The organism is Streptomyces sp. NBC_00224 (genome assembly GCF_041435195.1).
Lineage (GTDB): Bacteria > Actinomycetota > Actinomycetes > Streptomycetales > Streptomycetaceae > Streptomyces.
Map to the genome: position 1 here is coordinate 825,073 of NZ_CP108106.1, position 23,580 is coordinate 848,652.

Annotated in this window: 15 protein-coding genes and 1 riboswitch (1 of these 16 only partly in view); of the genes, 10 read left to right on the forward strand and 5 right to left on the reverse strand. The window is 71.9% G+C overall.

Annotated elements, in window-relative coordinates; genetic code table 11:
* On the reverse strand, positions 1–11,638 hold the 5' portion of the coding sequence (locus OG965_RS03635) for an SDR family NAD(P)-dependent oxidoreductase (protein WP_371649026.1). It extends 2,345 nt beyond the left edge of the window; only the first 11,638 of its 13,983 coding nucleotides appear in the window; its start codon is at positions 11,636–11,638; its stop codon lies off the left edge, out of view.
* 315 nt (positions 11,639–11,953) lie between these two features.
* Here OG965_RS03635 and OG965_RS03640 point away from each other — a divergent pair, with 315 nt between their 5' ends.
* Both OG965_RS03640 and OG965_RS03645 read left to right on the forward strand, forming a co-directional pair.
* Positions 11,954–12,697, forward strand: a complete 744-nt coding sequence (locus OG965_RS03640; protein WP_371656833.1) for a thioesterase II family protein — start codon at positions 11,954–11,956, stop codon at positions 12,695–12,697.
* Between the two features lie 97 nt (positions 12,698–12,794).
* A complete protein-coding gene (locus tag OG965_RS03645) occupies positions 12,795–14,210 on the forward strand; it encodes an amidase (RefSeq protein ID WP_371649028.1) in 1,416 nt (471 codons plus the stop codon).
* Between the two features lie 11 nt (positions 14,211–14,221).
* Here the strand turns inward: OG965_RS03645 and OG965_RS03650 are convergent, their stop codons facing one another.
* A complete protein-coding gene (locus OG965_RS03650; protein ID WP_371649030.1) occupies positions 14,222–15,148 on the reverse strand; it encodes a pentapeptide repeat-containing protein in 927 nt (308 codons plus the stop codon).
* A 281-nt stretch (positions 15,149–15,429) separates the two neighbouring features.
* Between OG965_RS03650 and OG965_RS03655 the strand changes: the two genes are divergently transcribed.
* From OG965_RS03655 to OG965_RS03665, 3 genes are read left to right on the forward strand one after another with little or no spacing between them, the layout of a single operon-like run.
* A complete protein-coding gene (locus OG965_RS03655; RefSeq protein ID WP_371649032.1) occupies positions 15,430–15,960 on the forward strand; it encodes a WXG100 family type VII secretion target in 531 nt (176 codons plus the stop codon).
* Entirely contained in the window at positions 15,960–17,099 is a 1,140-nt protein-coding gene (locus OG965_RS03660) for a hypothetical protein (protein ID WP_371649034.1), read from the forward strand. Before OG965_RS03655 ends, OG965_RS03660 begins: the two co-directional genes overlap by 1 nt.
* Positions 17,100–17,103: 4 nt before the next feature.
* Complete coding sequence (locus tag OG965_RS03665; protein ID WP_371649036.1) at positions 17,104–17,577, forward strand: hypothetical protein; 474 nt, start codon at positions 17,104–17,106, stop codon at positions 17,575–17,577.
* Positions 17,578–17,641: 64 nt separating this feature from the next.
* On the opposite strand, the gene OG965_RS03670 is transcribed toward OG965_RS03665, so the two are convergent.
* The 3 genes from OG965_RS03670 to OG965_RS03680 are packed head-to-tail and all read right to left on the reverse strand — an operon-like array spanning position 17,642 to position 20,461.
* Positions 17,642–18,643, reverse strand: a complete 1,002-nt coding sequence (locus tag OG965_RS03670; RefSeq protein ID WP_371649038.1) for an ABC transporter substrate-binding protein — start codon at positions 18,641–18,643, stop codon at positions 17,642–17,644.
* An 8-nt stretch (positions 18,644–18,651) separates the two neighbouring features.
* Positions 18,652–19,437, reverse strand: coding sequence for an ABC transporter ATP-binding protein (locus OG965_RS03675; protein ID WP_371656834.1), 786 nt, complete (start codon positions 19,435–19,437; stop codon positions 18,652–18,654).
* 1 nt (position 19,438) lies between these two features.
* A complete protein-coding gene (locus OG965_RS03680) occupies positions 19,439–20,461 on the reverse strand; it encodes a FecCD family ABC transporter permease (RefSeq protein ID WP_371656835.1) in 1,023 nt (340 codons plus the stop codon).
* 143 nt (positions 20,462–20,604) lie between these two features.
* A riboswitch (cobalamin riboswitch) is annotated at positions 20,605–20,736 on the reverse strand.
* Positions 20,737–20,858: 122 nt separating this feature from the next.
* Here OG965_RS03680 and OG965_RS03685 point away from each other — a divergent pair.
* The 5 genes from OG965_RS03685 (at position 20,859) to OG965_RS03705 (ending at position 23,557) form a co-directional block, all read left to right on the forward strand.
* Positions 20,859–20,999, forward strand: coding sequence for a hypothetical protein (locus OG965_RS03685; protein WP_371649040.1), 141 nt, complete (start codon positions 20,859–20,861; stop codon positions 20,997–20,999).
* A gap of 547 nt (positions 21,000–21,546) precedes the next feature.
* A complete protein-coding gene (locus OG965_RS03690; RefSeq protein WP_371649043.1) occupies positions 21,547–22,089 on the forward strand; it encodes a hypothetical protein in 543 nt (180 codons plus the stop codon).
* 14 nt (positions 22,090–22,103) lie between these two features.
* Positions 22,104–22,610: a MauE/DoxX family redox-associated membrane protein gene (locus OG965_RS03695; protein ID WP_371649045.1), complete on the forward strand. Its 507-nt coding sequence runs from the start codon at positions 22,104–22,106 to the stop codon at positions 22,608–22,610.
* Entirely contained in the window at positions 22,607–23,143 is a 537-nt protein-coding gene (locus tag OG965_RS03700) for a TlpA family protein disulfide reductase (RefSeq protein WP_371649047.1), read from the forward strand. The genes OG965_RS03695 and OG965_RS03700 overlap by 4 nt, the downstream gene beginning before the upstream one ends.
* Positions 23,144–23,176: 33 nt before the next feature.
* On the forward strand, positions 23,177–23,557 hold the full coding sequence (locus tag OG965_RS03705; protein ID WP_371649048.1) for a hypothetical protein: 381 nt from the start codon (positions 23,177–23,179) through the stop codon (positions 23,555–23,557).
* The last annotated feature ends 23 nt before the right edge of the window (positions 23,558–23,580 follow it).

Below are 23,580 nucleotides of genomic sequence, written 5' to 3' on the forward strand. Positions count from 1 at the left end.
GAGCCTGCGGCTGCTGGGTGATCCGGCGCTCGTGCGGAACCGGAAGCTGTACGGGCCGCTCGGCGACGGCTGTTCCGGCCGCGCTCAGGTGGTCCGCCAGCGCCCCGACCGTCGCGTGCTCGAAGAGCAGCGTCGGCGACAGGCGCGTGTCCAGGGCCTCCTCAAGGCGGCCGGCGACCTGGAGCAACTTGGCCGAGTCCAGGCCCATTTCGTAGTAGCTGACGGTCGTGGAGACCTCGTCGGCGGGTACGCCCAGCTGCTCGGCGATGACGGACGCGACCACCGCGCCGACGGCATCGGCAGAGGCCGACGGCGTCACGGGAGCCGTGAGCGGTGCCACGGGGGCGACCGGCGCCTCGGCGCGGCGGGCCGGGTCGATCAGGCCCGCGTGCCGCACCAGCTTGCTGCTGAAGTCGGCCAGTTCGCCGGTCTTGCGGCCCTGCGCGTCGAAGAACTCCATGGTGAAACCGAGCAGTTCCTCGCTCTGCCGGACCGAGGACCGCCGGACGCGGGTGCGGCAGGCGGCGCCGAAGGCGGCGGACGCGCGGAACGAGCCGTAGTGGAGCGGCAGGAACAGCTTGGGGTCGCCGCCCTCCGCGTACGCCAGGGCGCCGCTCGCGCCGACGGCGCTGCCGTCGATGAGCGTGGGGTGGAAGAGCTCCCCGCCCGCGCCCCCGGCCACGCCGAGCCGCACCCAGATGTCCTCGGCGCCGACGGACACCGTGCCGTCGGCCTTCATGGGCCCGGAGTGGGCCACTTCCCGGGCCCGGTAGGCGCCGTACACCTCTTCGAGGCCGGTCACCCGCGCCCCGGGCTCGGCGTCGGCGTCGGCGTCGGCGTCGGCGGGAACGCGCTCGGCGAAGGAGACCGGGCTGGTGAGGCGGTGCATCTCGGCGGTGATGTACCGCTCCGCGTCGGCTCCGGTGACCTCGACGCGCCAGCCGTTCGCGGACTGCTCGACGGCCTCGACACGGATGTCGAGGGCGCTGTCGGCGTCCACGCCCAGCGGGCGGTAGATCGACAGGTCGCGCAGCTCCAGCGTGTCGTACGCGAACCCCGACTCGGCGAAGCACCGGTACAGCAAGTCGATCCAGGCCAGGCCCGGCAGCAGCCGGCGGCCGTAGACGCGGTGGTGGTCCATGACCGGGTCAGCGGCCGTGACGCGCCGGGTCCACACCTGTGTCCCGGCGGATGCGACATGCGTGACCCGCGCGCCCGTACGCACATCGGTGCGGGTCAGCTCCGGCAGTGCGACCGGACCGCGCGTGGCCGGACCGGCGGGCGCGGGGCGGTGCTTGAGGACGACGTGGCCGTTGGTGCCGCCGTCGGCGAAGCTGCTCAGCGCCGCGTACGGCAGGGCCGCGTCCGCCGCCTGCCGGGGGAAGGCGAGGTTGGCCGCGTCGAGGGAGAAGTGCTCCATGGGCTCCTGGCCCGAGCGGAACGGCACCATCCGCTGGTGGTGGACCATCAGCGCGACCTTGATGAAGGCGGCGATGCCCTCCGCGCAGAGCGGATGCCCGATGTTGGGCTTCATGGAGCCCAGGTGCAGCGGCGCGGCGGTCGGCTCGCCGTCGCGGTAGACCGCCTGGACGGCCTTCAGTTCAAGGAGGTCGGTCAGCTGCGAGCCCGAGCCGTTGACCTCCAGGTAGCGCACGTCCCGCGGCGCGCGGTCCGCCTGGCGCAGCGCGTCGCGCATGACCTGCTTCTGGGCCTGGAGGTTGGGGGTGGCGGGCCCGGCCGTACGGCCGTCGTTGTTGATGGCGATGCCGTCGACCACGGCGTACACCGTGTCGCCGTCCCGCTCCGCCTGCTCCAGCGGCTTGAGTACGACGACACCGCAGCCCTCGCCGAGGACCACTCCGGCGGCGCGGCGGTCGAAGACGTGGAACTCGCCTTGTTCCTGCAACAGGCCCCGGCGGCGGAAGAGTTCGTGGTCCTCGGAGTCCGTGAGCAGGCTGACGCCCGCCACCACCGCGAGGTCCACCGACCCGGCCGCCAGCGCGTCGGTGGCGAGCTTCATGGCCACCAGCGAGGAGGAGCAGGCCGTGTCCAGGACCATGGCCGGGCCACGCCAGTTGAAGAACTGGGAGATGTTCGCGGCCAGGTAGTTCTGCCCGACCGTCATGATCGGGTTGCGCGCCCCGGCCACCAGGTCGTTGTCGGCCCGGCCCCGGCCACGTGCGCCGACGTACACGCCGGTGTTGCTGCCGTCGAGCTCGCCGAAGCGGTAGCCCGCGTGGTGGACGGCCTTGAGGCTCTCCTCAAGGAGCACCAGCGCCTGCGGGTCCATCGCCCGGACGTCCTCGGCGTGGAGCATGAAGTACCCGGCGTCGAAGCCGTGGACGTCGTCGACGACTCCAGCGGTGAAGCCGGTCGCCCGCCCCCAACGGTCCTCGGGGACCGTACGGATGGCGGAGCGGCCCTGCGCGAGCAGGTCCCAGTACGCGTCGAGGTCGGGCGCGCCGGGCAGTCGGCAGGCCATGCCGATGACGGCGACGGGGCCGACGGTGGGAGTGGCGGGCGCGGCCGGTGCCGTGATCGCGGCCTCGGCCACCACAGGGACGGTGACGGCCGGGGCGGGTGCGGCGACGGCCGGGGCCGACGCGGGCGTCTCCTGCGGGAGCGGCGCGGGCCTCGCGGGGGCGAACTCGGCCGCAACCTCGGCCCCGTGCGCGCCGAGCAGCCACCCCGTCAGCTCGTGCAGGGTGGGGTGCTCCAGGAGCGTGGACGGTTCGAGCGGCACGCCGAGGCGCTGCTTGATCCGCTGGAGTATCTGGGCGAGCAGGATGGAGTCCGCGCCGTAGTCCGCGTACGAGGTGCGCTCGTCCAGCACACCGGGCTTCAGCTTGAGTTCGGCCTCGAAGGTCTCGGTCAGGAACGCCATCAGCCGCGGACCGGCGTCGCCACCGTGGGCGGACGCGGGGACGGACGCGGGCGCGGCGGGGGGCACGGAGGCGGGCGCCTTGGCGTCGGCCGCCGGAGCCGTCTCCGCCGCGGTGCGCCGCTTCGGCCGCAGCAGCGCCGCCGCGTCGAAGCGTGCGGGGTCGACGTGCACCGGCATGACCACCGGGGCGTAGCGCGAGGTGAGGACCTGGTCGAGGAGGTCGAGCCCCTCGCGGTCGGTGATGCTGAGCAGTCCGGTGTCGGTGTACGCCTGGTTCTTGACCTCGCCGAAGCCGGTCTCGCGCCAGCTGGGCCACTGGACGCTGGTGATCGGCAGGGCGTGGGCGTGCGCCTGGGCGAAGTAGTCCAGGAACGCGTTGCCCATGGCGTAGTCGCTCTGGCCCGCGCCGAGCGCGGGGAGGGCGGCGGAGACCGAGGAGAAGAGCACCACGAACCGGAGGGCCGTGGCGTCCAGTGCTGCCAGCAGGTTGCGGGTGCCCTCGATCTTCGGCGAGACCACGCGCTTGATGCCCTCGACGGGCTTGCGGACGAACGCCGGGTTCTCCGTGTCGACAAGACCGGCCGCGTGGATGACACCGGCGATCCGGCCCATCGTCGTCTCGATCGCCTCGATGCCGGCCGCGACCTCGTCGGCGCGGTCGAGCGGCAGCGCCAGGACGCGCACCTCCACGCCCCGGGCCTCCAGGTCGAGCACGGCGCGGATCTTCGCGCGGACCGCCGGGGCGCAGGCCTCGGGGTCGCTCCACAGATGGCGCGGGGGCAGCGGGTCCTTGCCGGTCAGCACCAGTCGGCGCACTCCGCGCCGCTCCACGAGATGCCGGGCGCAGAGCAGGCCGAGGCCCCGGGTGCCGCCGGTCACCAGCAGCACCTCGTCCTCGGCGAGGTCCGCCCCTCCGGTGCTCTCGCGCGCGGCGAGATCGTCGAGGGCGGGCGCGTGCCGGACGCCGTCGCGGTGGCAGACCTCCGACTCGGCGCCGGGTCCGTCGAGTTCGCGCCGGACGACGGCGGCGAGCTCGGCGGCTCCCCGGGTCGCCGGGTCGAGGTCGAGGTGGCGGGAGGTGAGGCCGCCGTATTCGCTCTGGAGCATCCGGTACAGCCCGACCCGCGCCGCTCCCGCCAGGTCCTGCCGGGTCCGGGTGCGCCCGAACGATTCGAGGCCCTGGGTCACGTACAGCAGATCGATGTCCCGCGACGACTTCGCCGCGAGGACGCTCTGGAGCAGCGCCAGGGACTGGCCCGACGGCTCCCGCTCGGTGATGCCGGTGAGATCGACGAAGGCGGTGGCGCGCTCGATCCGCCCGGCGAGCCGCTGCTCGGCACCGGGGCCCGACTCCACCAGCGTGACCTCGTCGCACAGCCCGGCCAGCGCCGAGGCGAGCGGCGCGGTGGCGGCGTCGTGCAGGACGAGCGCGCTCGCCCGGCGCGGGGCGAGCCCGTCGAGCGGGGCCGGGAGCCACCGCTTGGCGAGGAAGCGCACGTCGGCGCGCGGGGAGGCAGTCGGACCCTGGCCGACACCGTCGGGCGTGCTCGCGGCCGACTCCGGCACCCAGTGGCGGTCCCGGGCGAACGGGTACGTCGGCGCGCTCACCCTGCGCGGCGCGTCCGCGCCGCTGTGCAGCTTCTGCCAGTCCAACGAAGCACCCCGTACCCAGAGTTCCGCGAGCCGGGGGAGATCTCCGCGCTCGGCGAGCCGGTCGGTGGTCCGCGCGAGCTCCTCGGCAGGGATCAGCGACAGGGCTTCGCGTCCTGCCTTTACGCTGCCGTTGACCAGGCCCGCGACATCGCCCTCGGCCGCCAGGTACCGCTCAAGGCGGTCGGCGAGCGAGGCGAACGAGTCGGCGACGACGGCGAGCCGGGCGTCCATCGCCTCACGGCCAATCTGCAGCGTGTACGCCAGATCGGCGGGCGCCACCGCGTCGGGGCCGTCCGCCGACTCCCGTACGAAGCGCAGCAGCCGGGCCGCGTAGGCGCGCAGCCGCTCCTCGTCCTTGGCCGACAGCGGGAACAGCAGCGGCTGCCCGGCGGCGGTGCCGGGGCGGCGGGCGGCACTACCCACGTACTCCTCCACCAGGAGGTGAGCGTTGGAGCCGCCCGCGCCGAACGAGGAGATCCCGGCGAGCCGGGGACGGACCTCGCCGTCGACGACCGGGCGCTCCCACGCGCGCAGTTCCTGGTTGACGACGAACGGCGTACCGCTGAAGTCGATGTTGGGGTTGAGGGTGCGCGAGTGCAGGGAGGGCGCGATCTGGCCGTGCCGCAGCTGCAGCAGCACCTTGGTGAGCCCGGCGATCCCGGCGGCACTCTCGCAGTGGCCGATGTTCGACTTGGCCGAGCCGAGGTGGCAGTACTGGGTGTCGGCGGACCGGGTCGCCGCGCCGAACGCCTGGCTGAGACCGGTGATCTCGATGGGGTCGCCTAGCTTGGTGCCGGTGCCGTGCGCCTCGACGTAGCTGATGGCGCGGGGGTCGACCCCGGCCTCGTCGAGCGCGTCGCTGATCGCGGCTTCCTGCGCCCGGGGGTTGGGCACGGTGTAGCCGTTGGTGCGGCCGCCGTGCGAGACGCCGCTGCCCTTGATGACGCCGTAGATGTGGTCGCCGTCGCGCTCGGCGTCGCGCAGCGGCTTCAGGAGGACGACTCCGACGCCCTCGCCGGGGATGTAGCCGTCGCCGCCGATGCCGAAGCTCTCGCAGTGGCCCTTGCTGGAGATGAACTGGCCCGCGCTCAGGCTCAGATACTTGTTGGGGTGGACGGTGACGTTGACGCCGCCCGCGAACGCCAGCTTGGTCCGGCCCTGGCGCAGGTCCCGGCAGGCCAGCTCGATCGCGGTGAGCGAGCTGGAGCACATGGTGTCCACGGTCATGCTCGGGCCGTGCAGGTTCATCACGAACGAGACGCGGTTGGCGACGCTCGCGTAGCTGCTGCCCAGCGCGTTGGGGTTGCCGCGCGGGGCGCCCCCGCCCGGGAAGAGCAGCTGGTACTGCCCCCACATCACGCCCGCGTACACACCGACCCGGCCACCGAGACGGCGCAGCTGCTCGCGGGTGTGGCCCGCGTCTTCGAGCGCCGTCCAGGCGTGCTCCAGGAACAGCCGTTCCTGCGGGTCGAGGTAGTCGGCCTCGTGCGGGGAGATGTTGAAGAAGAGCGGGTCGAAGCGGTCGACCTCGGCGATGAAGCCGCCCCACTTGCTGTAGTGGCGGCCGGGTGCGGTGCGGTCCTCGCTGTAGTGGTCGCGCCAGTCCCAGCGGTCCTGCGGCACCTCCACGACGCAGTCGCGCCCGTCGCGCAGGTTGGCCCAGTACTCGGCGAGGTCACGCGCCTCGGGGTAGCGGCCGGAGAGGCCGATGACGGCGATGTCGAGCGCGGAGGAGCGGGGCGCGGCGGGCTCGGTCACCTCCGCGCGGGGCGCGGGCAGCACGTCGGCGGCCACGGCGCCGGCCAGCGCGACGGCGTCGGCCGCATCGGCTGCCTCGACGGTCCCGACCGCCTCCGCTGCCTCGGCTGCCTCGGCGAACAGCGCCTCCAGCACCGCCCGGTGCCGCGCGACGAAGTATCCGCTCAGCTCGGCGAGCGTGTGGTACTCGAACAGGAGCGTCTTGGAGAGCGGGCCGAAGGTGGCCTCAAGCCCGGCCGTCAGCTCGGTCGCCAGGATGGAGTCCATCCCGTACGCGCCGAGGAGTTCGTCCTCCTCGATCTCCCCGACGGCCAGCCCGGTGAGCCGGCCGAGCGCCTCCTTCAGGAAGCGGACGGTCCGCGCGGTGAGCGTACGGTCGTCGACAGCGCGTGACTGAGCGACGGTGACCTCGGCGACGACGTCCATGGGCTGCGGGGCGGCGGAACCCGTCTCCAAGTACGCCTGCAGCCGGGCCCGTTCGCCCGCGCCCACCACGATCTGCGGCTCGCCGGCCGCGAGCGCGCGGTGGAAGGCCTCGATGCCCGCCGACGTCGCCATGGGGACCATCCCGGCGCGCGTCCGCAGCGCGTCGCGCGTGGCCGCGTCGACGCCCATGCCGCCGCTCTCCCAGAGCGGCCAGCCGATGGCGACGCTGCGCCCGGCGCGCTCGCCCGCGCGCACCAGGGCGTCGCGGTGGCGGGCGAAGCGGTCGAGGAAGGCGTTGGCCACGGCGTAGTCGGCCTGGCCGACATTGCCGGTCGCGCCCATGATGGAGGAGAAGAGGACGAAGAAGTCGAGGTCCTCGTCCTTGGTCGCCGCGTCGAGGGCGACCGCCCCGGCGAGCTTGGGGCGCAGCACCCGGGCGAACTCCGCCGCGGACTTCTTCAGCAGGAAGTTGTCGTGCAGCACGCCCGCGCCGTGCACCACTCCGTGCACGGCCCCGTGGCGCCGCACAAGGTCGGCGACGAGTACGGCGGTGCCGTCCGCGTCCGCCGCGTCGAGGACGTGGTACTCGACGCTCGCGCCGGTCTGCCGCAGCGCGTCGAGCCCGGCCCGCCGCTCCGCGTCCGGCTCGGCACGGCCGGTGAGGCACAGCACCGCGCCGCTCGCCCGGCGGGCGATCTCCTCGGCCAGGATCAGACCGAGGCCGCCCGCGCCCCCGGTGATGAGGTAGACACCGCCCTCTCGCCATACCACCGGCCCGGCGTCCGGGAGTTCGCCCACCGGCTCCCAGCCGAGCACCCGGCGCCGCCCGCCTTCGCTGCGGACCTGCTGGTCCCGCGGGGCGCGCGCGCCCTCGGCAAGCGCCTCGGCGAGATCCGCGGCCGGGGCGTCGGCGGGAACGGCGACGACCTGCCCGAGGAGCACCGGGTTCTCCAGGTGCGCGCTCTTCAGCAGACCGGACAGGGCTTCGTACGCGTACGGTTCGCCGTCGGCGGGCACCAGCGCCTGCACCAGTACGGGAGCGGTCGGCCTGCCGAGGAGGATGCCCTTGACGGCGTGCAGCAGCTCGACGGCGTGAGCGGTGACGGCCGCCGGGGCGCCATCGCTCTCGGCCGTCTCCGGCGGGTCCAGGAACGTGATCTGCGGCGCCAGTCGGCGCAGCTCCGCGAGCCGCTCGTCGAATCCGCAGGCCAGCACTACCTGAGTGGTGAGGGCGGCGGGCTCGATGCTCGCGGGGGCGGGCCGGTCGCGCCAGACGGGCCGGAACAGGGTCACCGGGGCATCGGCCTGGCCGGCGGCGGTCTCGCGCGTGGAGTAGCCGCGCAGGGTCGCGAAGATCTGGCCGTGCTCGTCGCACAGGTCCAGGTCCCACCGCCGCACCCCGGCGGTGCTGGCGGAGGCCGCGCGGATCCAGGCGTACGCGGTCACCGGGGTCGGGCCGTGCACCTCCAGCGCGTCGAGCGCGAACGGCAGCGCCGCGCTCCAGGCCGCGCCCGTGCGGGCGTCGTGGATCTGCGGGGCGTAGACGGCCTGGAGGGCGCCGTCGAGGATGCTGGGGTGGAGCACGAAGCCGCGCCGGTCCTCGCCCAGCGCGTCCGGCAGGGCGAGCGCGGCCAGCATCTCGCCGTCGCCCAGGCGGACTTCGCGCAGGGAGCGGTGTGCGTCGCCGTAGTCGAGCCCGGCGCCGCGCAGCGCGGCGTAGCACTCCTCGCGGCCCAGCTTGGCCGTGCCCATCCGGGTCTTCAGCGAGGCCAGGTCGAGCGCGGCGGGCTCCTGGGCGCCCCGGCGCGAACCGGTACCGCGCGAGTGCACGACGCCCTCGCGCCCTCCGGTGCCGATCTCGTACGTGAAGCGGCCCTCGCCGTCGTCCGTCAGGACGGTGTACGCGGTGCGGGGCTCGTCGGCGACGACGAACGGCCGCTGCCACACCACATGGGCGAGCCGCACCGGGGCGTCCGTGTCGGCCTCAGTGGCACGGACCAGCGCCTCGCGGGCCATCTCCAGGTACGCGACGGCGGGCAGTACCTTCTCGCCGCGCACCCGGTGATCCCGCAGGTAGAAGTCCCGGCCGGAGAGGGTGGCACGGTACCGGGAGGGCTCGTCCGACACCGGGGCCCCGAGCAACAGGTGGGCCCGCGGCGGCGGTTCGGCCCCCGGCTCGTCGTCGAGCCAGTACCGCTTCTTGGCGAAGACGTGCGTGGGCAGCGGTACGCGCCGGGGCCTCGGCACGTCCTCGTACAGCCGCTCCCAGTCGACGTCCGCGCCGCGCACCCAGGCGTCGGCCGGCAGGCCGTGCTCGCGCCCGGCCGCTGGGGCTTCGGCCGGGGCTCCGGCGCGCCGCCTGGCACTCCCCCGGTGGATGTCCACTCCGCCGCCACCTGCGAGGAAACGTTCCAGCAGAGCCGTGAGAGCGTCCGTGTGCGCCGCCACCAGTGCGAGGCGCTCGGTCAGGGCCGCGCGGCCGGTCTGCGAGGTGTACGCCAGATCGGCGAGTCCGGCCGCGTCCGGCCGTTCCCGGCGGACGTGGTCGAGAAGGAGCTCCGCCTGCCGTACGAGCTGCGGCTCGCTCTCGGCCGACAGGACGACGAGGGAGGGAGCGGCGGGCAGGTCGGACCTTCTGGCGTCGTCCTCGACGTACTCGGCCACGATCACATGCGCGTTGCTGCCGCCCGAGCCGAAGCTGCTGACTCCGGCGAGCCGCGCCCGGCCGCCCTGCGGCTCCCATTCGGTGAGCCGGTCGACCACCGAGAACGGTGAACCCGCCAGGCTGATCTGCGGGTTGAGCTCGGTGTAGTGGAGCGAGGCGGGCAGGGCGCCGTGCCGCATCGACAGGACGATCTTGAGCAGGCCGGTGATGCCCGCGGCCGCTTCGAGGTGGCCGAGGTTGGTCTTCACCGAGCCGAGGCCGCACGGGGTGGCGCTCCCGGCGAACGCCCGGGTCAGGCCCTGGACTTCGATGGGGTCGCCGAGCGCGGTCCCGGTGCCGTGCACCTCCACATAGCTGACGCCCGAGGGCTCCACGCCCGCGTCGGCCAGCGCGGCGGTGATCAGCCCGGCCTGCATCGCGGCGCTGGGCACGGTCAGACCGCCCGACTGGCCGCCGTGGTTGGTGGCGGTGCCCTTGATGACGGCGTGCACGTGGTCGCCGTCCGCGAGCGCCTTCGCCAGCGGCTTGAGCAGGACGACGGCGCCGCCCTCGGAGCGCACATAGCCGTTCGCGGACGCGTCGAACGTCTTGCACAGGCCGTCCGGGGACAGCATGCCCGCCTGGTGGTAGGCGACGCTGTTGGCCGGGTGGCACAGCACGTTGACGCCGCCGACCAGCGCGGTCTCGCAGTCGCCCGCGCGCAGCGCCCGTACCGCCGAGTGCACGGCGACCAGCGAACTGGAACAGGCGGTGTCCACCTGGACGCTGGGGCCGCGCAGGTCGAAGAAGTACGACACGCGGTTGGCGATGATGGCCATGGACGTGGTCAGGCCGCTGTGGGCGCGCACCGGCAACCGGCGGGTGTCCATGACGCGCTGGTAGTCGGAGCCGCTGGCGCCGATGAACACGCCCATCGGGGTGCCGGAGACGGCGCTCGGCGAGTATCCGGCGTCCTCCAGACAGGCCCAGCCGAGCTCCAGCATCCAGCGCTGCTGGGGGTCCATACGCCGGGCCTCGTTGGGCGAGATGCGGAAGAGCCCGGGCTCGAAGCACTCCGCGTCCTGGACGAAGCCGCCGCGGTCGATGCCGGGGTGGGTGTCGGGGCCGATGCCGTCGGGCCACTGCCAGCGGCCGTCCGGGAGGGTGCCGACGGCCGAGCGCCCGTCCGCGAGGAGCTCCCACAGCGCGCTGTGGTCGTCGACGGCGCCGGGCAGCCGACAGGCCATGCCGATGATCGCGACGTCACCCTCGGCGGCCTCGCGGGCCGTCGGCACCGGCTCCTGGACGTCGGCGGATTCCACCGGCTCCGGCTCGTTGCCGCGCACGCCGTCGAGGAAGGAAATGATTTTGGCGCCGGTGTTGTACTCGAAGAAGAAGAGGGGTTCGAGCGAGATGCCGTAGCGGCCCTCGATTTTGTCCTGGAGGTCCAGGAGGCTGGCCGAGTCGAGGCCGAGCTCGAACAGCGGGCTCTCCAGGGAGAGTTGCGCGCCTTCGGCGTCGGAAGTATCACCGAGGAGCTCTTCCAGGAATGCCAGGATTTCGGCGGTCAATTCAGCGGTCGCGGGTATCGCGGTCGGAGAATTCGTCTGGGATTCAACGACCGTATCCCGATCCAGCCGCTCCAGTCGCTTCGCACGGTCGAGCCGGGTGGCGAGATCGTATTCGACGAGAACACCGTTTCCGCCGTTGACCAGATCGCCCGGCCGATAGCCCGGCACGAGGGAACGTATCTCAGCACCGTGCAGCTGGTGCATGCGCAGAACGGTGTCCAGACAACGATCTTGCGAATTCTTTGCCTGGATGTAGTCCGCGAGCTCGATCCCGGGGTGCCGCTTGAAGTCCTTGCAGCGGGTGACGCCGACGGCCGTGGCCACGGCTGCGACCTCGCCGCTCCACTCCAGCAGGTGTTCGAGCAGGGCATCACCATACCCGAAGCTCTGCTTCCGCGGATCGATGTTGAGGGACAGCACGTGGGCGACGGCCCCGTCGGCTCGGTGCAGCCGGTCGGCCGTGTCGAACCGTACGGTGCGCAGGGCAGCAGGGTCGGCGATGCGCTGGGAATAGATGACGCCCCAGACCGCACCCTCGTCCTCGATGACGAATTGGCTCTGCGGATTGACTGTGAGACGCCGCCGGACGACCCGTGCGGAGACCCGCAATTCCTCGGCCCAGCACATCTCTTCCAGCTCCATGAGCCGGGTGAGATCGGACAGCCGGGCGCGACGAATGGTTCCCTTGTGCTCGCGAAGCATAGATGAAGCGACCCGTCCCCCGAGTGCCGGGCACTTCACAGTGGCCGAACGACCGTAATTCTTGCCTGCGGCGGGCTGCTACCGCCGCGAAATATACACTCAATCGGGCGGTCGACCAGAACAGGTTGACCACCCGGTTCCGTATCTCACATGACGCCCCGGATAACGTCAAGCGCCGCACGTCGGGGCCGTTGGCGGGTGCTCGGCGCGTCGGCCTCGGGCCCTAGGCTGACGGATGGCTCCACCAAGAACTTGAATGCTGGACTTCACCCGAAGCGCGCATGAGGAGAAGGATCGACCGTGGCACGATCGTCCATGACCAGCCCCTGGATCCGGCGGTTCCACCCCGCCCCGCAGGCCGCCACCCGGCTCGTCTGCTTCCCGCACGCGGGCGGCTCGGCCACGTACTACTTCCAGGCCTCCCAGGCACTCTCGCCCGAGGTCGATGTGCTCGCGATCCAGTACCCCGGCCGCCAGGACCGGCTGGCCGAACCGTGCATCAAGGACATATCCGCGCTTGCCGACCGCATCGCCGAGGAGCTGGCCCCCTGGACGGACCGGCCGCTCACCCTCTTCGGCCACAGCATGGGCTCCGCGGTCGCGTACGAGGTCGCGCTGCGCCTGGAGCGGCGCGGCACCGTACCGCTGGGCCTGTTCGCCTCGGGGCGCCGCGCCCCTTCTGTCGTACGTGACGGATATGTCCACCTCGGCAGCGACGAGGACCTGCTCGCCGAGCTGAAGCGGCTCAGCGGCACCGACGCGCAGGTGCTCGCCGACGAGGCGCTGCTGCGGATGGTCCTGCCGACGATGCGCAGCGACTACCACGCCATCGAGACCTACCGCCCCACCCCGGCCCCGCCGCTGAGCTGCCCGGTCGTCGCCCTGTCCGGCGACGACGACCCGGTGGTCGAACTCGACGAGGTCGCCCTGTGGGAGCGGCACACCTCGGCGTCCTTCCGGATGCGGGTGTTCGCGGGCGGCCACTTCTTCGTCGACGACCACCTGCCGGTCATCACCCGCGAGATCCGCGAGCACATCGCGACCGCGAACGCCCGCTGACGGATTTCGGTGCCGGGGCCGTCGAACCCCGGCGCCGACCGACTCGTACGCGTATGTCACGCTGGCCCGGGCACGCAACCGAGGAGTGGACGACCGCATGGAGCCGCACGCATACGCAGCCTTCGACGCGGTCGGTCTGCGCGAGCTGATCCGTACGCGCGAAGTGAGCGCCGCCGAGGTGGAGGACGCCGCCCGGCGTGCGGTCGAGCGCGTGAACGCCGATCTCAACGCCCTGACCGGGCCGCTGTTCGACCCGGCCCCGACGCATGAGCCGGACGGGCCGCTGGCCGGGGTGCCGTTCGTCATCAAGGACAGCGGCCCCTTCACCCAGGGCGTGCCGTTCACCGTGGGCAGCCGCAGCATCCGGGGCGCCTACGCCCTGGTCGACCACGATCTGATGGCCCGCTTCCGCACCGCCGGACTGGTCGCCCTCGGCCAGAGCACCGCCCCCGAGTTCGGCCTCAACTTCGCCACCGAGTCGGTGCGCTACGGCGTCACCCGCAACCCGTGGGACCTGGAGCGGGGCGTCGGCGGCTCCAGCGGCGGCTCGGCCGCACTGGTCGCCGCCGGGGCTGTACCGTTCGCACACGCCAATGACGCGGGCGGCTCGATCCGCGTCCCGGCCTCCTGCTGCGGCCTGGTCGGCCTCAAGCCGAGCCGCGGCCGCACCCCGTCCGGACCGCTCACCGGCGAGGCCGCGTTCGGGCAGCTGGTCGAGTTCGGCCTCACCCGGACCGTACGGGACGCAGCACACCTGCTCGACGCCGTGTCCGCGCCGACGGTCGGCGAGAAGTACCAGCTGGCGCCGGTCACCCGGCCCTACGCCGACGAGGTCCGCACGGACCCGGGCCGGCTGCGGGTCGCCCTCACCACCGTGCCGTGGTCGGGCGTGCCCGTCGACCGCCAGATCGCCGAGGCGACCGTCGCCGTCGGCCAGGTCCTGGAGTGGATCGGCCACATCGTGACGGAGGCGAGCCCCGACGTCGATGCCGACGAGGTGGTGGAGGCGGTCATGCTCAGCGCCGTCTCGACCGGCGGCGCGGTGCTGCGGGGCGCCCCGCGCCGACCCGACCCGTCCGCACTCGAAGGCGTCTCGCGCCGCGTCCTGGCCGAGGCCGAGTCCTTCACCGCGCTGGACGTCCTGGCCGCGATGGAGGCCCAGCACCTGGTGACCCGGCCGATCGGCCGCTTCTTCCTCGACCACGACCTGCTGGTCACCCCGACGCTGGCCCAACTCCCCGCCCCGCACGGCACCCTGGACTACGACGACGCCCGCCACAGCACCCGCTCCTGGCTCCGCCGCATCTTCGAACACGGCCCGTTCACGGCCCTGTTCAACGTCTCCGGCCATCCCGCGATCAGCCTCCCCCTGGGCCAGAGCCGCACGGGCCTGCCCATCGGGGTTCAACTGGTCGCCGCCCATGGCCGCGAGGACCTGCTGCTGCGGGTGGCGGCGCAGCTGGAGCAGGCGGTGCCTTGGGGGGAGCGGCAGCCCGGGGTTTATGTGGATTGAGGGGGCGGCGGTTACTTGTTCCGGGAGCCGGCCGGGCCCGGGCGCCTGCGGCCGGAGGCGCCGGGCTTGCGCGCCGGGGAGCCCTTGCGCGGGGCGCCACCGCGGGCGGGCGTGGCCGGGGCGGTGGCGTCCTTGTTCCAGTGCGACGGGCGCTCCAGGCCGGCCGGGAGGAGGGTGGCGGCGTCGCCGTGCGCCGCGTTGACCTGTGTCTGGGTGAGGAAGAGGCAGTCGGTGAGGTCGGCGCCCGCGAGGTTCGTGTCGCGGAAGTCCGCGCCGATGACATCGGCGAGCCGCAGGTCCGCGCCGCTCAGGTCGGCGGCGATGAGGTACGCGCCGCGCAGGTCCGCCCCGCGCAGATCGGCGCCCTTGAGCCGGGCCCCGAACAGGTCGGCGCCTCTGCGGTCCTTCTTCATGCCCCGGACCTCGGCGCGTACCAGCTCGCTGGTGCGCAGCAGCAGGACGTTCACCTCGGCGCGGTGTGCGGCCACGTCCAGGCCGAGCAGGGTGTCCACGTCGCTGAGCGTCAGGCGCTCGATCTTCTCCAGCTCGGCCGCCACCTGGCGGTGGACCGGCCGGGCGGCGGGGCGGGCCAGCGCCTCGGAGAGGTACCAGAGCAGCTCGTGGAACTGCCGCATCACGGGGAGCGCGGCGAACATCTGCCGCGACCCGTCCGGGGACTCCCGCCAGTTCCGGCCGACAAAGGTGACCTGCGAGATCTTCTGGCCCGCACCGAAGCAGTCGTACACCGTGCACCCCTGAAAGCCCTTGGGACGCAGCTTGTCGTGGATGCCGCAGCGGAAGTCCTGCTGAAGGTTGGGGCAGGGGTCCCCGACGGCCTTGTCGATCGCGAAGTCCGTCGACCGGGAGAATGCCAGCGCGACGCAGCACAGACCGAAGCAGTTCGCGCAGTCGGCCCGCAGTTCGGATGTCTCGGACACGGTGGGTGGTCTCCTGTGCTGTCGGCCCCGGTACGGCTCTTGATCGGACCCGTGACGGACCGCAGGGGCCCCGTACGGGCAGGTCAAGCCTATCGCCCGAGGCTTTCCCCGCGGAGTGGACACCCTGGCAGTGGATCTTGATGGTCCAGGGAGGGATGTCCAGGTGGGACGCGAGTCTCCGACACACCCAGCCCCGCGAGCACCGGCAGGGCTTGTCATGAGCCCATCCCTCGCCAGCGGGTAGGCTGCTGAGCGCACGCGCACCACACGGGGGATTTTGCATGAGCGACGACAAACTGCCCGAACCGTCCCAGCTGCCGCTGTCGCCGGACGAGCTGAAGCGGCACCACTCCGAATGGGCCGCCGGCATCACCAAGGCCCCACCCGCCGACAGCTACGTGGACCCCCTCACCCCGGTCCCCCTGCGTCCGAACCCGCCGATCACCGGCTCACCCTTCCTCAAGCCGCCGCTCCAGGGCCCGCCCCAGGACGTGCTCCGCATCGCGCCCGGTGTCCTCACCGCGGCGGCGGGCCGCGCGGACGAGATCCACACGGCCTTCACCAAGCCCGCGGCCGCGCTGGAGGACCCCGCGCAGAAGGCGTCGGCGGCGATGGACGGCTGGGAGTCGGCCAAGGCCATCCGTACGGCAGGTGTGCAGTGGGAGAAGCAGGCCGGCACCGTGGCCGGCTGGCTGGCCCGCATCTCCGAGAGCCTGCGCGTGGGATCGCGGGAGTATCACACGACGGACACCGCCGTGGACGAGTCATTGCAGTGCGTCGTACCGCGCCGCTCGAAGCTGGAGGGGCTGTAATGCCGTCGTTCTACCGGGAGATCCTCGACACCGACCTCGGCCCGCTGCAGAAGCTCGCCGACCAGTGGCGCACCACGCACACGGACCTCGCCAAGCTGCCCAAGCGGGTCCACGACGAAGTGCTCACGCCGCTGCGCGACAAGGGCTACTGGGAGGGCGCGGCCGCTCCGTACGCCTGGCGGATGATCGACGACATCGAGCGCCAGATCGAGGCGGCCGCCAAGGTCGCGCAAGCGGCGGTCGGCGTCCTCGACGACGCGCTCGGCGAACTCAAGACCGTGCAGAAGGATCTGAAGGACGCCGTCCGGCGTGCCCTGGAGAGGGGCCTGTACATCGACAAGGACGGCGCCGTCTCCCCCGACATGGTCGGCGGCGTCTGCAAGGTGATCGAGAAGGGCTCTGCGGACGCGAAGGCCATCGAGGACGCCCAGCGGGAGATCGTCGACATCGTGAAGCGGGGCATCGTCGCCGACCGGAATCTGGCGTTCGCCCTCATGTCGGACGTCGGGCTCGGCGACTGGTTCAACACCGCCCCGCAGCACAAGAACATCGACACGACCAACACGATCAGCCAGGCCGACTACAACGCCCTCGGCCTCGCGATGCAGGGCAAGGACCCGCACCCGCTCCGTCAGGGCGACGACCCGTACTCCCTCGGCTTCGACTGGGTCACCGGCAGCGGGCCGCGCGACCGCGAATACCACGACGGCGACCGGATGACCGAGCTGATCAAGTCCAGCGTCAGCATGGAGCAGCTCCGGGCCGACACCCTCGCCAACTGGCGCAAGGACGGAAGCGACGAGGGCACCGTCAACTACTCCATCTCCAAGGGCGGAAAGATCGGCGCCCTCGAAAAGCTCATCTTCACCGACCTGCCGGCGATCGCCACGGGTGACAAGGACCACCTGGGCGAGGCGTTCGTCGGCTCGTACTCCCTCGACTACTCGGTCAAGGGCCAGGACCCCGACGGCTCCCTCGTCGTCGAGTACACGCTCAAGAACAAGACCAGCAACGAATCCTTCCTCCACTTCGTCGGCTACTACGACTGGCTGAAGAAGACGAACCGCGAGGACGGCGTCTTCTCCACCGTCGGACAGCACATGACCTGGACCGAACGCATCCCGGCAGCAGGGAAGTAGCACCGTGCCCCACCACTCCCGACGCGCCCTCGGGGCCGTCGCCGCCCTCGTGGTCCTTGCCGCCACGCTCACCGCATGCGGTTCCGACGCCCTCCAGCGCTGCGTCCCGGTCGCCGCCAAGTCCGCTACGCCCGGCGAACTCATCGGCAGTTACGAGGGCGCGCACGAGGCCGATGGAGTGCGTCTCACGCTGTCCTCGGGCGGTGCCATGCGGGCGGAGAAGTGGCCCACCGGCGACTACCACCGCGCCAAGCTGGGCGACACGTTCAACGGCTCCGGCACCTGGGAGATCGAATCGGCCACGGCGTCCCGGGACCGCGCGCTGCTGCGCCTGCACTTCACCAAGCCCACCCTGTTCCTCCAGGGCGACACCCTCGACAAACTCACCATCGGCATCGACACCAATCGCACGGACCTCTACGAGGACTTCGACCCCGACGTCTGCCCCGACTTCCGGCTCCAGCTCCGAAAGCCCTGACCGACGGGCCGCCGGGGGAGGCCCGAACGGTCTCCCCCGACAACGAGCACCCCGGTGCCCACCGTCACCGCTTCCCCGCCACCTCCCGCAGATACGCGCCGAAGCGGGCGATCGCCGACGGGTTGCGGGGGCTCTCCACCAGGTCGGCGTAGTCGAGGGTGAAGATGCGCCGGTTCTTGACCGCGGAGACATCCCGCAGAGGGGCGTAGGAGAGCAGGAACTTCTTCTTCGCCTCGGCGCTCACATCGCCGTAGTCGCAGATGAGGATCACGTCGGGGTTGCGCTGGACGACGCTCTCCCAGCCCACCGTGGTCCAGGAGTCCGCCACGTCGTGCATGACGTTGACGCCGCCGGACTCGGTGATGATCTGCTCCGGGGCGGCGTAGCGGCCGGAGGTGAAGGGCTGGTCGCGGCCGCTGTCGTAGAGGAAGACCGTGGGCCGGTCGGCGCCCCGGGGTGCCTTGGCCCCCACGTCCGCGACGCGCTTCTTGAAGTCGGCGATCAGCCGGGTGGCCCGCTCCTCGACGCCGAAGAGCTTGCCCAGGTTGGTCAGGTCCGCGTAGAGCGCGTCCAGCGGCGGCATGATGCCCCGCGAGGACTTCGTACGGCTGTTGCGGCAGGACTCGGTGAGGACGTACGAGGGGATACCGAGCTTGCGCAGCGCGTCGGGGGTGAAGCCGCCTTCTTCGCGGAAGCCGTAGCTCCACCCGGCGAAGACGAGGTCGGCGCGGGCGTCCAGGACGTTCTCCTTGGTGAGCTGGTCCTTCGAGAGCCACTTGACCTTGTCGTAGCCGCCCTTCCAGGGCACGTCGCTCAGGTCGCCCTTGTCGTCGGGCATCGCGAAGCCGGCCATCCGGTCCTCAAGGCCCAGGGCCAGCATCAGTTCGGTGATGCCGACGTCGTTGGTGACGACCCGTTCCGGGACCTTGTCGTAGGTCACCTCGCGGCCGCAGTTGGTGAGGGTGACCGCCGCGGACTTGGTGTCCTGGGACTCGGACCGCTCGACCGACGCACCGCAACCGGTGGTCACGACGAGGCAGACGGAGGCGGCGAGCAGCTTGCGCATGGGCGTCCTTACGGAGTGGGCCGGGTGGGCCTGATGGTCGGAAGCAGGTCGAACAGGAGCTGGACGGCGCCCGTGAGGGGATGCCGTACGCGATGGGCGCGGACGCCGAACACCTCGGCGAGCAGCTCCGGTTGGAGGACGTCGTGCGGGGGCCCGGAGGCCACGATCCGGCCCCCGTCGATGACGTACAGCAGGTCGCAGTGGGCCGCGGCGAGGTTGAGATCGTGCAGCGCGGCGAGCACGGTCACCCCGCTCTCGCGGACCAGGGACAGGACGTCCAACTGGTGGGCGATGTCGAGGTGGTTGGTGGGTTCGTCGAGGACGAGCACCTGCGGCTGCTGGGCGAGCGCGCGGGCGATGAGCACCCGCTGCTTCTCTCCGCCGGACAGGCTGAGGATGCCGCGGTCGGCGAGGTGGGCGACGCCGGTGCGCTCCATGGCCCGCGCGCAGATCTCGCGGTCCGAGGCCGCGGTACGGCCCTGGTGCGGCAGCCGTCCCATGGCGACCACCTCGGCCACCGTGAAGTCGAAGTCGGCCGAGGACTCCTGCGGCAGCGCCGCCAGCACGCGGGCGGCGGCCCGGGGATCCATGGCGTGCAGGTCGTCGCCGTCGAGCCGGACCGCTCCCCCGGCGGGCCGCAACGCCCGGTACACCGTGCGCAGCAGAGTCGACTTCCCGCTGCCGTTGGGGCCGACGAGCCCGACGAACGCCCCGCTGTCCACCGTGAGCCGGACGTCGTCGACCAGCCGGGTACGAGCGGCCTCCACCGTCACGCCGTCGATGTCGATCCGCACGTCAGCGACCTCCGAACGCATGGCCGCTCTGCCGCATCAGCAGGACGAACGCGGGGACACCGACCACCGCGGTGATCACCCCTACGGGCAGTTCGGTCGGGGCGAGCAGCAGCCGGGACAGCACGTCGGCCCAGACGAGGAGCACCGCACCCGCGAGGGGCGCGATCACGAGGACGCGCCGGTGGTCGGCGCCCACCACCATCCGTACGACATGAGGCACCATCAACCCGACGAACCCGATGGCCCCGCTGACCGCGACGACGGTCCCGGTGACGGCGGCGGTCACGAGGAACAGCTCCCGGCGCAGCCGCGAGGGCGGCACGCCCAGCGCGGCCGAGGTCTCGTCCCCCATGGCGAGCGCGTTGAGCGCCTCGGCCCGCCACCGCAGCCAGATCCACCCGGCCGCCACGGTCACGGCGGCAATCGGCAACTGCGCCCAGGTCGCCCCGCCCAGACTGCCCAGCAGCCACATCATCGCGGACCGGGCGGCCTCGCCGCGGGCCGCGCCGAACACCATGACGGTGGTGATGGCCTCGAAGCCGTACGCCAGAGCCGTGCCCGTCAGGATCAGCCGCAGCGGCGTCAGCCCATGGGGCGAGCGGGCCACGGCGTACACCAGGACCATGGCCGCGAGCGCGGAGACGAACGCGGAGACGGACAGCGCCCACACCCCGAGCCCGGCGAACGCCCCCAGCAGGATGACGGCGTTGGCGCCCACGGCGGCGCCGGAGGAGATGCCCAGGACGAACGGGTCGGCCAGCGCGTTGCGGACCATCGCCTGCACGGCCACACCGACGGCCGCGAGACCCGCCCCGACGACCGCGCCGAGCAGCACTCTTGGCAGACGGATCTCCCAGACGATGGTGTACGAGGCCGCGTCGGCCGCCGCCACGGTTCCGCCGGTCAGTCCCGCCCACAGGAAGCGGAGTGTGTCCGCCCAGTCGATGTCGGCGGCTCCGAGCCCGACACCGCACACGAGCGATGCCACGAGTAAGAACCCAAGGCCGAGGCTGAGGGGCAGCACGGGTATCCGGCTGGCGGCCTTACTTCGGCGCACGGTGGGGACCGTCCTTCACATGGGCCGCCTGCTGGACGGCACACAGGAGACAGCCCGTACGGCCGTGATCCGACCGCGCGGTCCCCTCTCGCAGTCCACGGCGAGCAGTCAGCGGGTCGCAGGCCCCCCACGGGCGATCGGGCTCACACGGAGGCCGTCGGGCAGCCGTGCACACCGTTGCGGGTCAGCGCCGGAATCCCACCGGACTTCCCCCACAGGAGACGAAGGGAGCCTAACAAACGCCGTGCGCGGTGTGTTTACGGACGGTGGGTGCGGCCGATGGGTCATGGCGTCGCGGATTCGGCGGGGGTAAAGACGCCATGGGCGAGGGTGGCCAGGATGGCGTCGACCGGTTCATGGCGCGGTGCGCCGTCCTCCCCCGCTCGTGGCGATCCCGACAGGAGCGAACTTCACCTTCGAGATCCCCGAGGGCGAGGAACCCGTGCTGAACGTCATGGGCCTGCCCGGCGACGGACATGACTGCTCCGCACGGACCACGGGCTGAATGAAGCCAACCACCCGATCCGCGCCACCAGGGCCACTGCCCCACCTGCCAGGCGTCCCAGGGCCGAATTATGGAGTCCGCCCGAATCGGGCTTCCGCGACGTACTGGCCCCAGGACGCGAAGGGCTCACGCCAGGGGCTGTTGGGACGTGGTGCAGAAATCCCGAAGTGCTGGGCAGGCTGTCTCTGAGCGCCGGACAGACTCCGCCGAAGCTGCCAGTTGCAAATACCGCCTGGCCTCATCTCCTCTATTGAGTACTGCTGGATATGGCGACCTCCGGGGCCGCAATTCAGGATGCATGAATATTTGAACCGTAATCCAGTGCGACCGCCCCTCAGTTTGGCCGAAAGTAAAGGTCAAGGTGGTGTCAACCCTGCCCATACGGGCCAGTCTTGCTCGGCGAGAATCGGCCTCTGACGGTGCGTCAGGCATGGCTCTCAATAGCCGAAATTGTGCGGGCGGAAGCAAAATCGGCCATCGGTCGGTGTGTGATTGACAGCCCTTCAGGCCCACGACAGCATTGTTTTCTCAATCGTGAGGAGGCGTCATGGACCGGGCAAGGAAACGCCTGACACGCAGAGCCGCACTCACCGCCGCCGTGGCAGGAGCCGGCTCTGTCGCCGTCAGCGTCCCAGCGAGCGGCGCCGCCACCGCGCGGGGCCGTGGCCCCGGGAGCACGGCCCGCACCGATCTGGCCCGGGTCCGCTCGGTCACGGCGGACTCGCTGCACGTCGACTTCCCACAAGCGGGCACGCGCACGCGCTCGCTGATGGCGCCTGATGCGCCGGCCTCGCGGGAGACCGTGCCCATGGCGGGGTTTCCCCAGGGCGTCGTTCCCCGGCCCGGCGACCGTGTGATGGTCACCGACTGGTGGGACGGCAGGGAGACCGCCGCCATACCCGTCGTGTCGTGGGTGACCGGCGTTCCCCGACCGCTGCGGGACGGCGGGTACCGGGTCGGCGGCCGACGCGCCGCGCCCTCGCCGCTACTGGAGCGCGCGAGCAGAACCGGCACACGTACGGCCGTCTGCCTGCTGGACACCGAACTGGCGACTGCCCAGGTCATGGCCGTGCGGCCTCCCTCGCGGTGACGGCCCTCGCGGCGGTGAACGCTCTCGTCCGCCTGGTGGCAGCCGTGCTGCTCCTCTACGCGGCCGTCCACAAGCTGGCCGCCCCTCGCGCGTTCCGCTCGACCCTCACCACCCTGGGTGTGCCGTGGCCCGCGCCGGTCTCCGCGGGCGTTCCCGTACTGGAGCTCGCTGCCGGGTTCACCCTGCTGAGCGCTCCGCGCTCGGTGGTGGCCGCCGGGCTGGTGGCCGGGCTGGGGGTGGCGTTCGCGGTTGCGGGCGTGCTGGCCCTGCGGAGCGGGACGAAGGTGAAGTGCGCCTGCTTCGGCCGGGTCGGGGCCGGTGATCTGGGACTGCGCCAGATCGCGGTCCTGCCCCTGTGGGCCGGGGTGGCCGCCGTGGCCCTCCGTACGCCGGAGCAGTCACCGGCCGGGCCTGCGGCAGCGGCAGCCGTGATCTGGGGACTGGCGGTGTGCGCGGCCCTGAGGGTGGTGGTGCTGATGCGAAGGAACCGGGAGGACATGCAAGCGATGGTGCCGCAATGATCTTCCTGTGGATCGTGGTGACGGTTCTGTCCCTGCTCGTGTCGATCTGCCTGATGGCACTGGTGGACCAGTACCAGACCCTGCAACTGATCCGGGGACGGCTGGAGTTGGACGACGCTCCCGCTCCTGTCGTCATCCCCGGCGACCGCGTGCTCGCGCCGTCTGCCATCGGCCTGCCCGCCGAGCTGGATCACCGGGAGCATCTGGTGGTCCTCTTCCTCTCGACCACCTGCGCTACGTGTCGGGCTCTTGCGAAGAAGCTCGGCGGCAGGCCCCCGGACAACCTGTGGGTCGTACTCGTGGAGGGCGATGCCGAGCGGGCCGCCGACTGGTTCGCCGCCGCCGGGCTGCCCCGCACTCGGGCGACGGTGGATCTGGACGGGCGCATCAGCGACGCGTTCGGCCTCGACGTGACCCCCGCGGCATTCGTCTACCGCCGCGGCGAAGTACTCCTTGGGCAGACCATCCCCTCGTTCCGCCAGCTCGACTCTCTGCTCAGCTCGGACGCCGTGCCGCCGTCCCTGCTGCCCTGAACCAGCCGAGAAGGGAAGAAAGGAGACACCCGTATGAGCACGACCACCGTGTGCAGCCAGTCGACGGGCGTGGCCGCGGCACTTGAGGAGTGGGACAGCCATCCCGCCCGGCGACGCCGGGTACTGCGGGTCTCGGCCACCGCGTTCATCGCCGGTCTCTCGGCGCTGTTCCTGGGCGACCGGGCCAACGCCGCGGACTGCCAGGGCTCGCCGTGCTGCAGCCTGGCGAAGTGCGAGGAATGCAGCTACGGGGAAAGCAAGGACCGCTATAGCTGCCCGAGTGGCTACAACCGCCGAACGTGGAGCTGTGTCAGCGGCAGCAACCGGTACTACTGCGGCGAATGCGCCACGGGCACCGACTGCTGGTCCGGTCCGTTCGCGTGCTCCATCTGGTTCGGCCCCTCCCCGGCCTGACCGTCTCCCGCAGTCTCCGCACC

What these genes read in the sequence shown, in the direction of transcription:
- OG965_RS03690 (WP_371649043.1), top strand. Translation starts at nt 21,547, where the DNA reads ATGGACCGGGCAAGGAAACGCCTGACACGCAGAGCCGCACTCACCGCC.
- OG965_RS03655 (WP_371649032.1), top strand. Translation starts at nt 15,430, where the DNA reads ATGAGCGACGACAAACTGCCCGAACCGTCCCAGCTGCCGCTGTCGCCG.
- OG965_RS03660 (WP_371649034.1), top strand. Translation starts at nt 15,960, where the DNA reads ATGCCGTCGTTCTACCGGGAGATCCTCGACACCGACCTCGGCCCGCTG.
- OG965_RS03640 (WP_371656833.1), top strand. Translation starts at nt 11,954, where the DNA reads ATGACCAGCCCCTGGATCCGGCGGTTCCACCCCGCCCCGCAGGCCGCC.
- OG965_RS03700 (WP_371649047.1), top strand. Translation starts at nt 22,607, where the DNA reads ATGATCTTCCTGTGGATCGTGGTGACGGTTCTGTCCCTGCTCGTGTCG.
- OG965_RS03705 (WP_371649048.1), top strand. Translation starts at nt 23,177, where the DNA reads ATGAGCACGACCACCGTGTGCAGCCAGTCGACGGGCGTGGCCGCGGCA.
- OG965_RS03670 (WP_371649038.1), bottom strand. Translation starts at nt 18,643, where the DNA reads ATGCGCAAGCTGCTCGCCGCCTCCGTCTGCCTCGTCGTGACCACCGGT.
- OG965_RS03645 (WP_371649028.1), top strand. Translation starts at nt 12,795, where the DNA reads ATGGAGCCGCACGCATACGCAGCCTTCGACGCGGTCGGTCTGCGCGAG.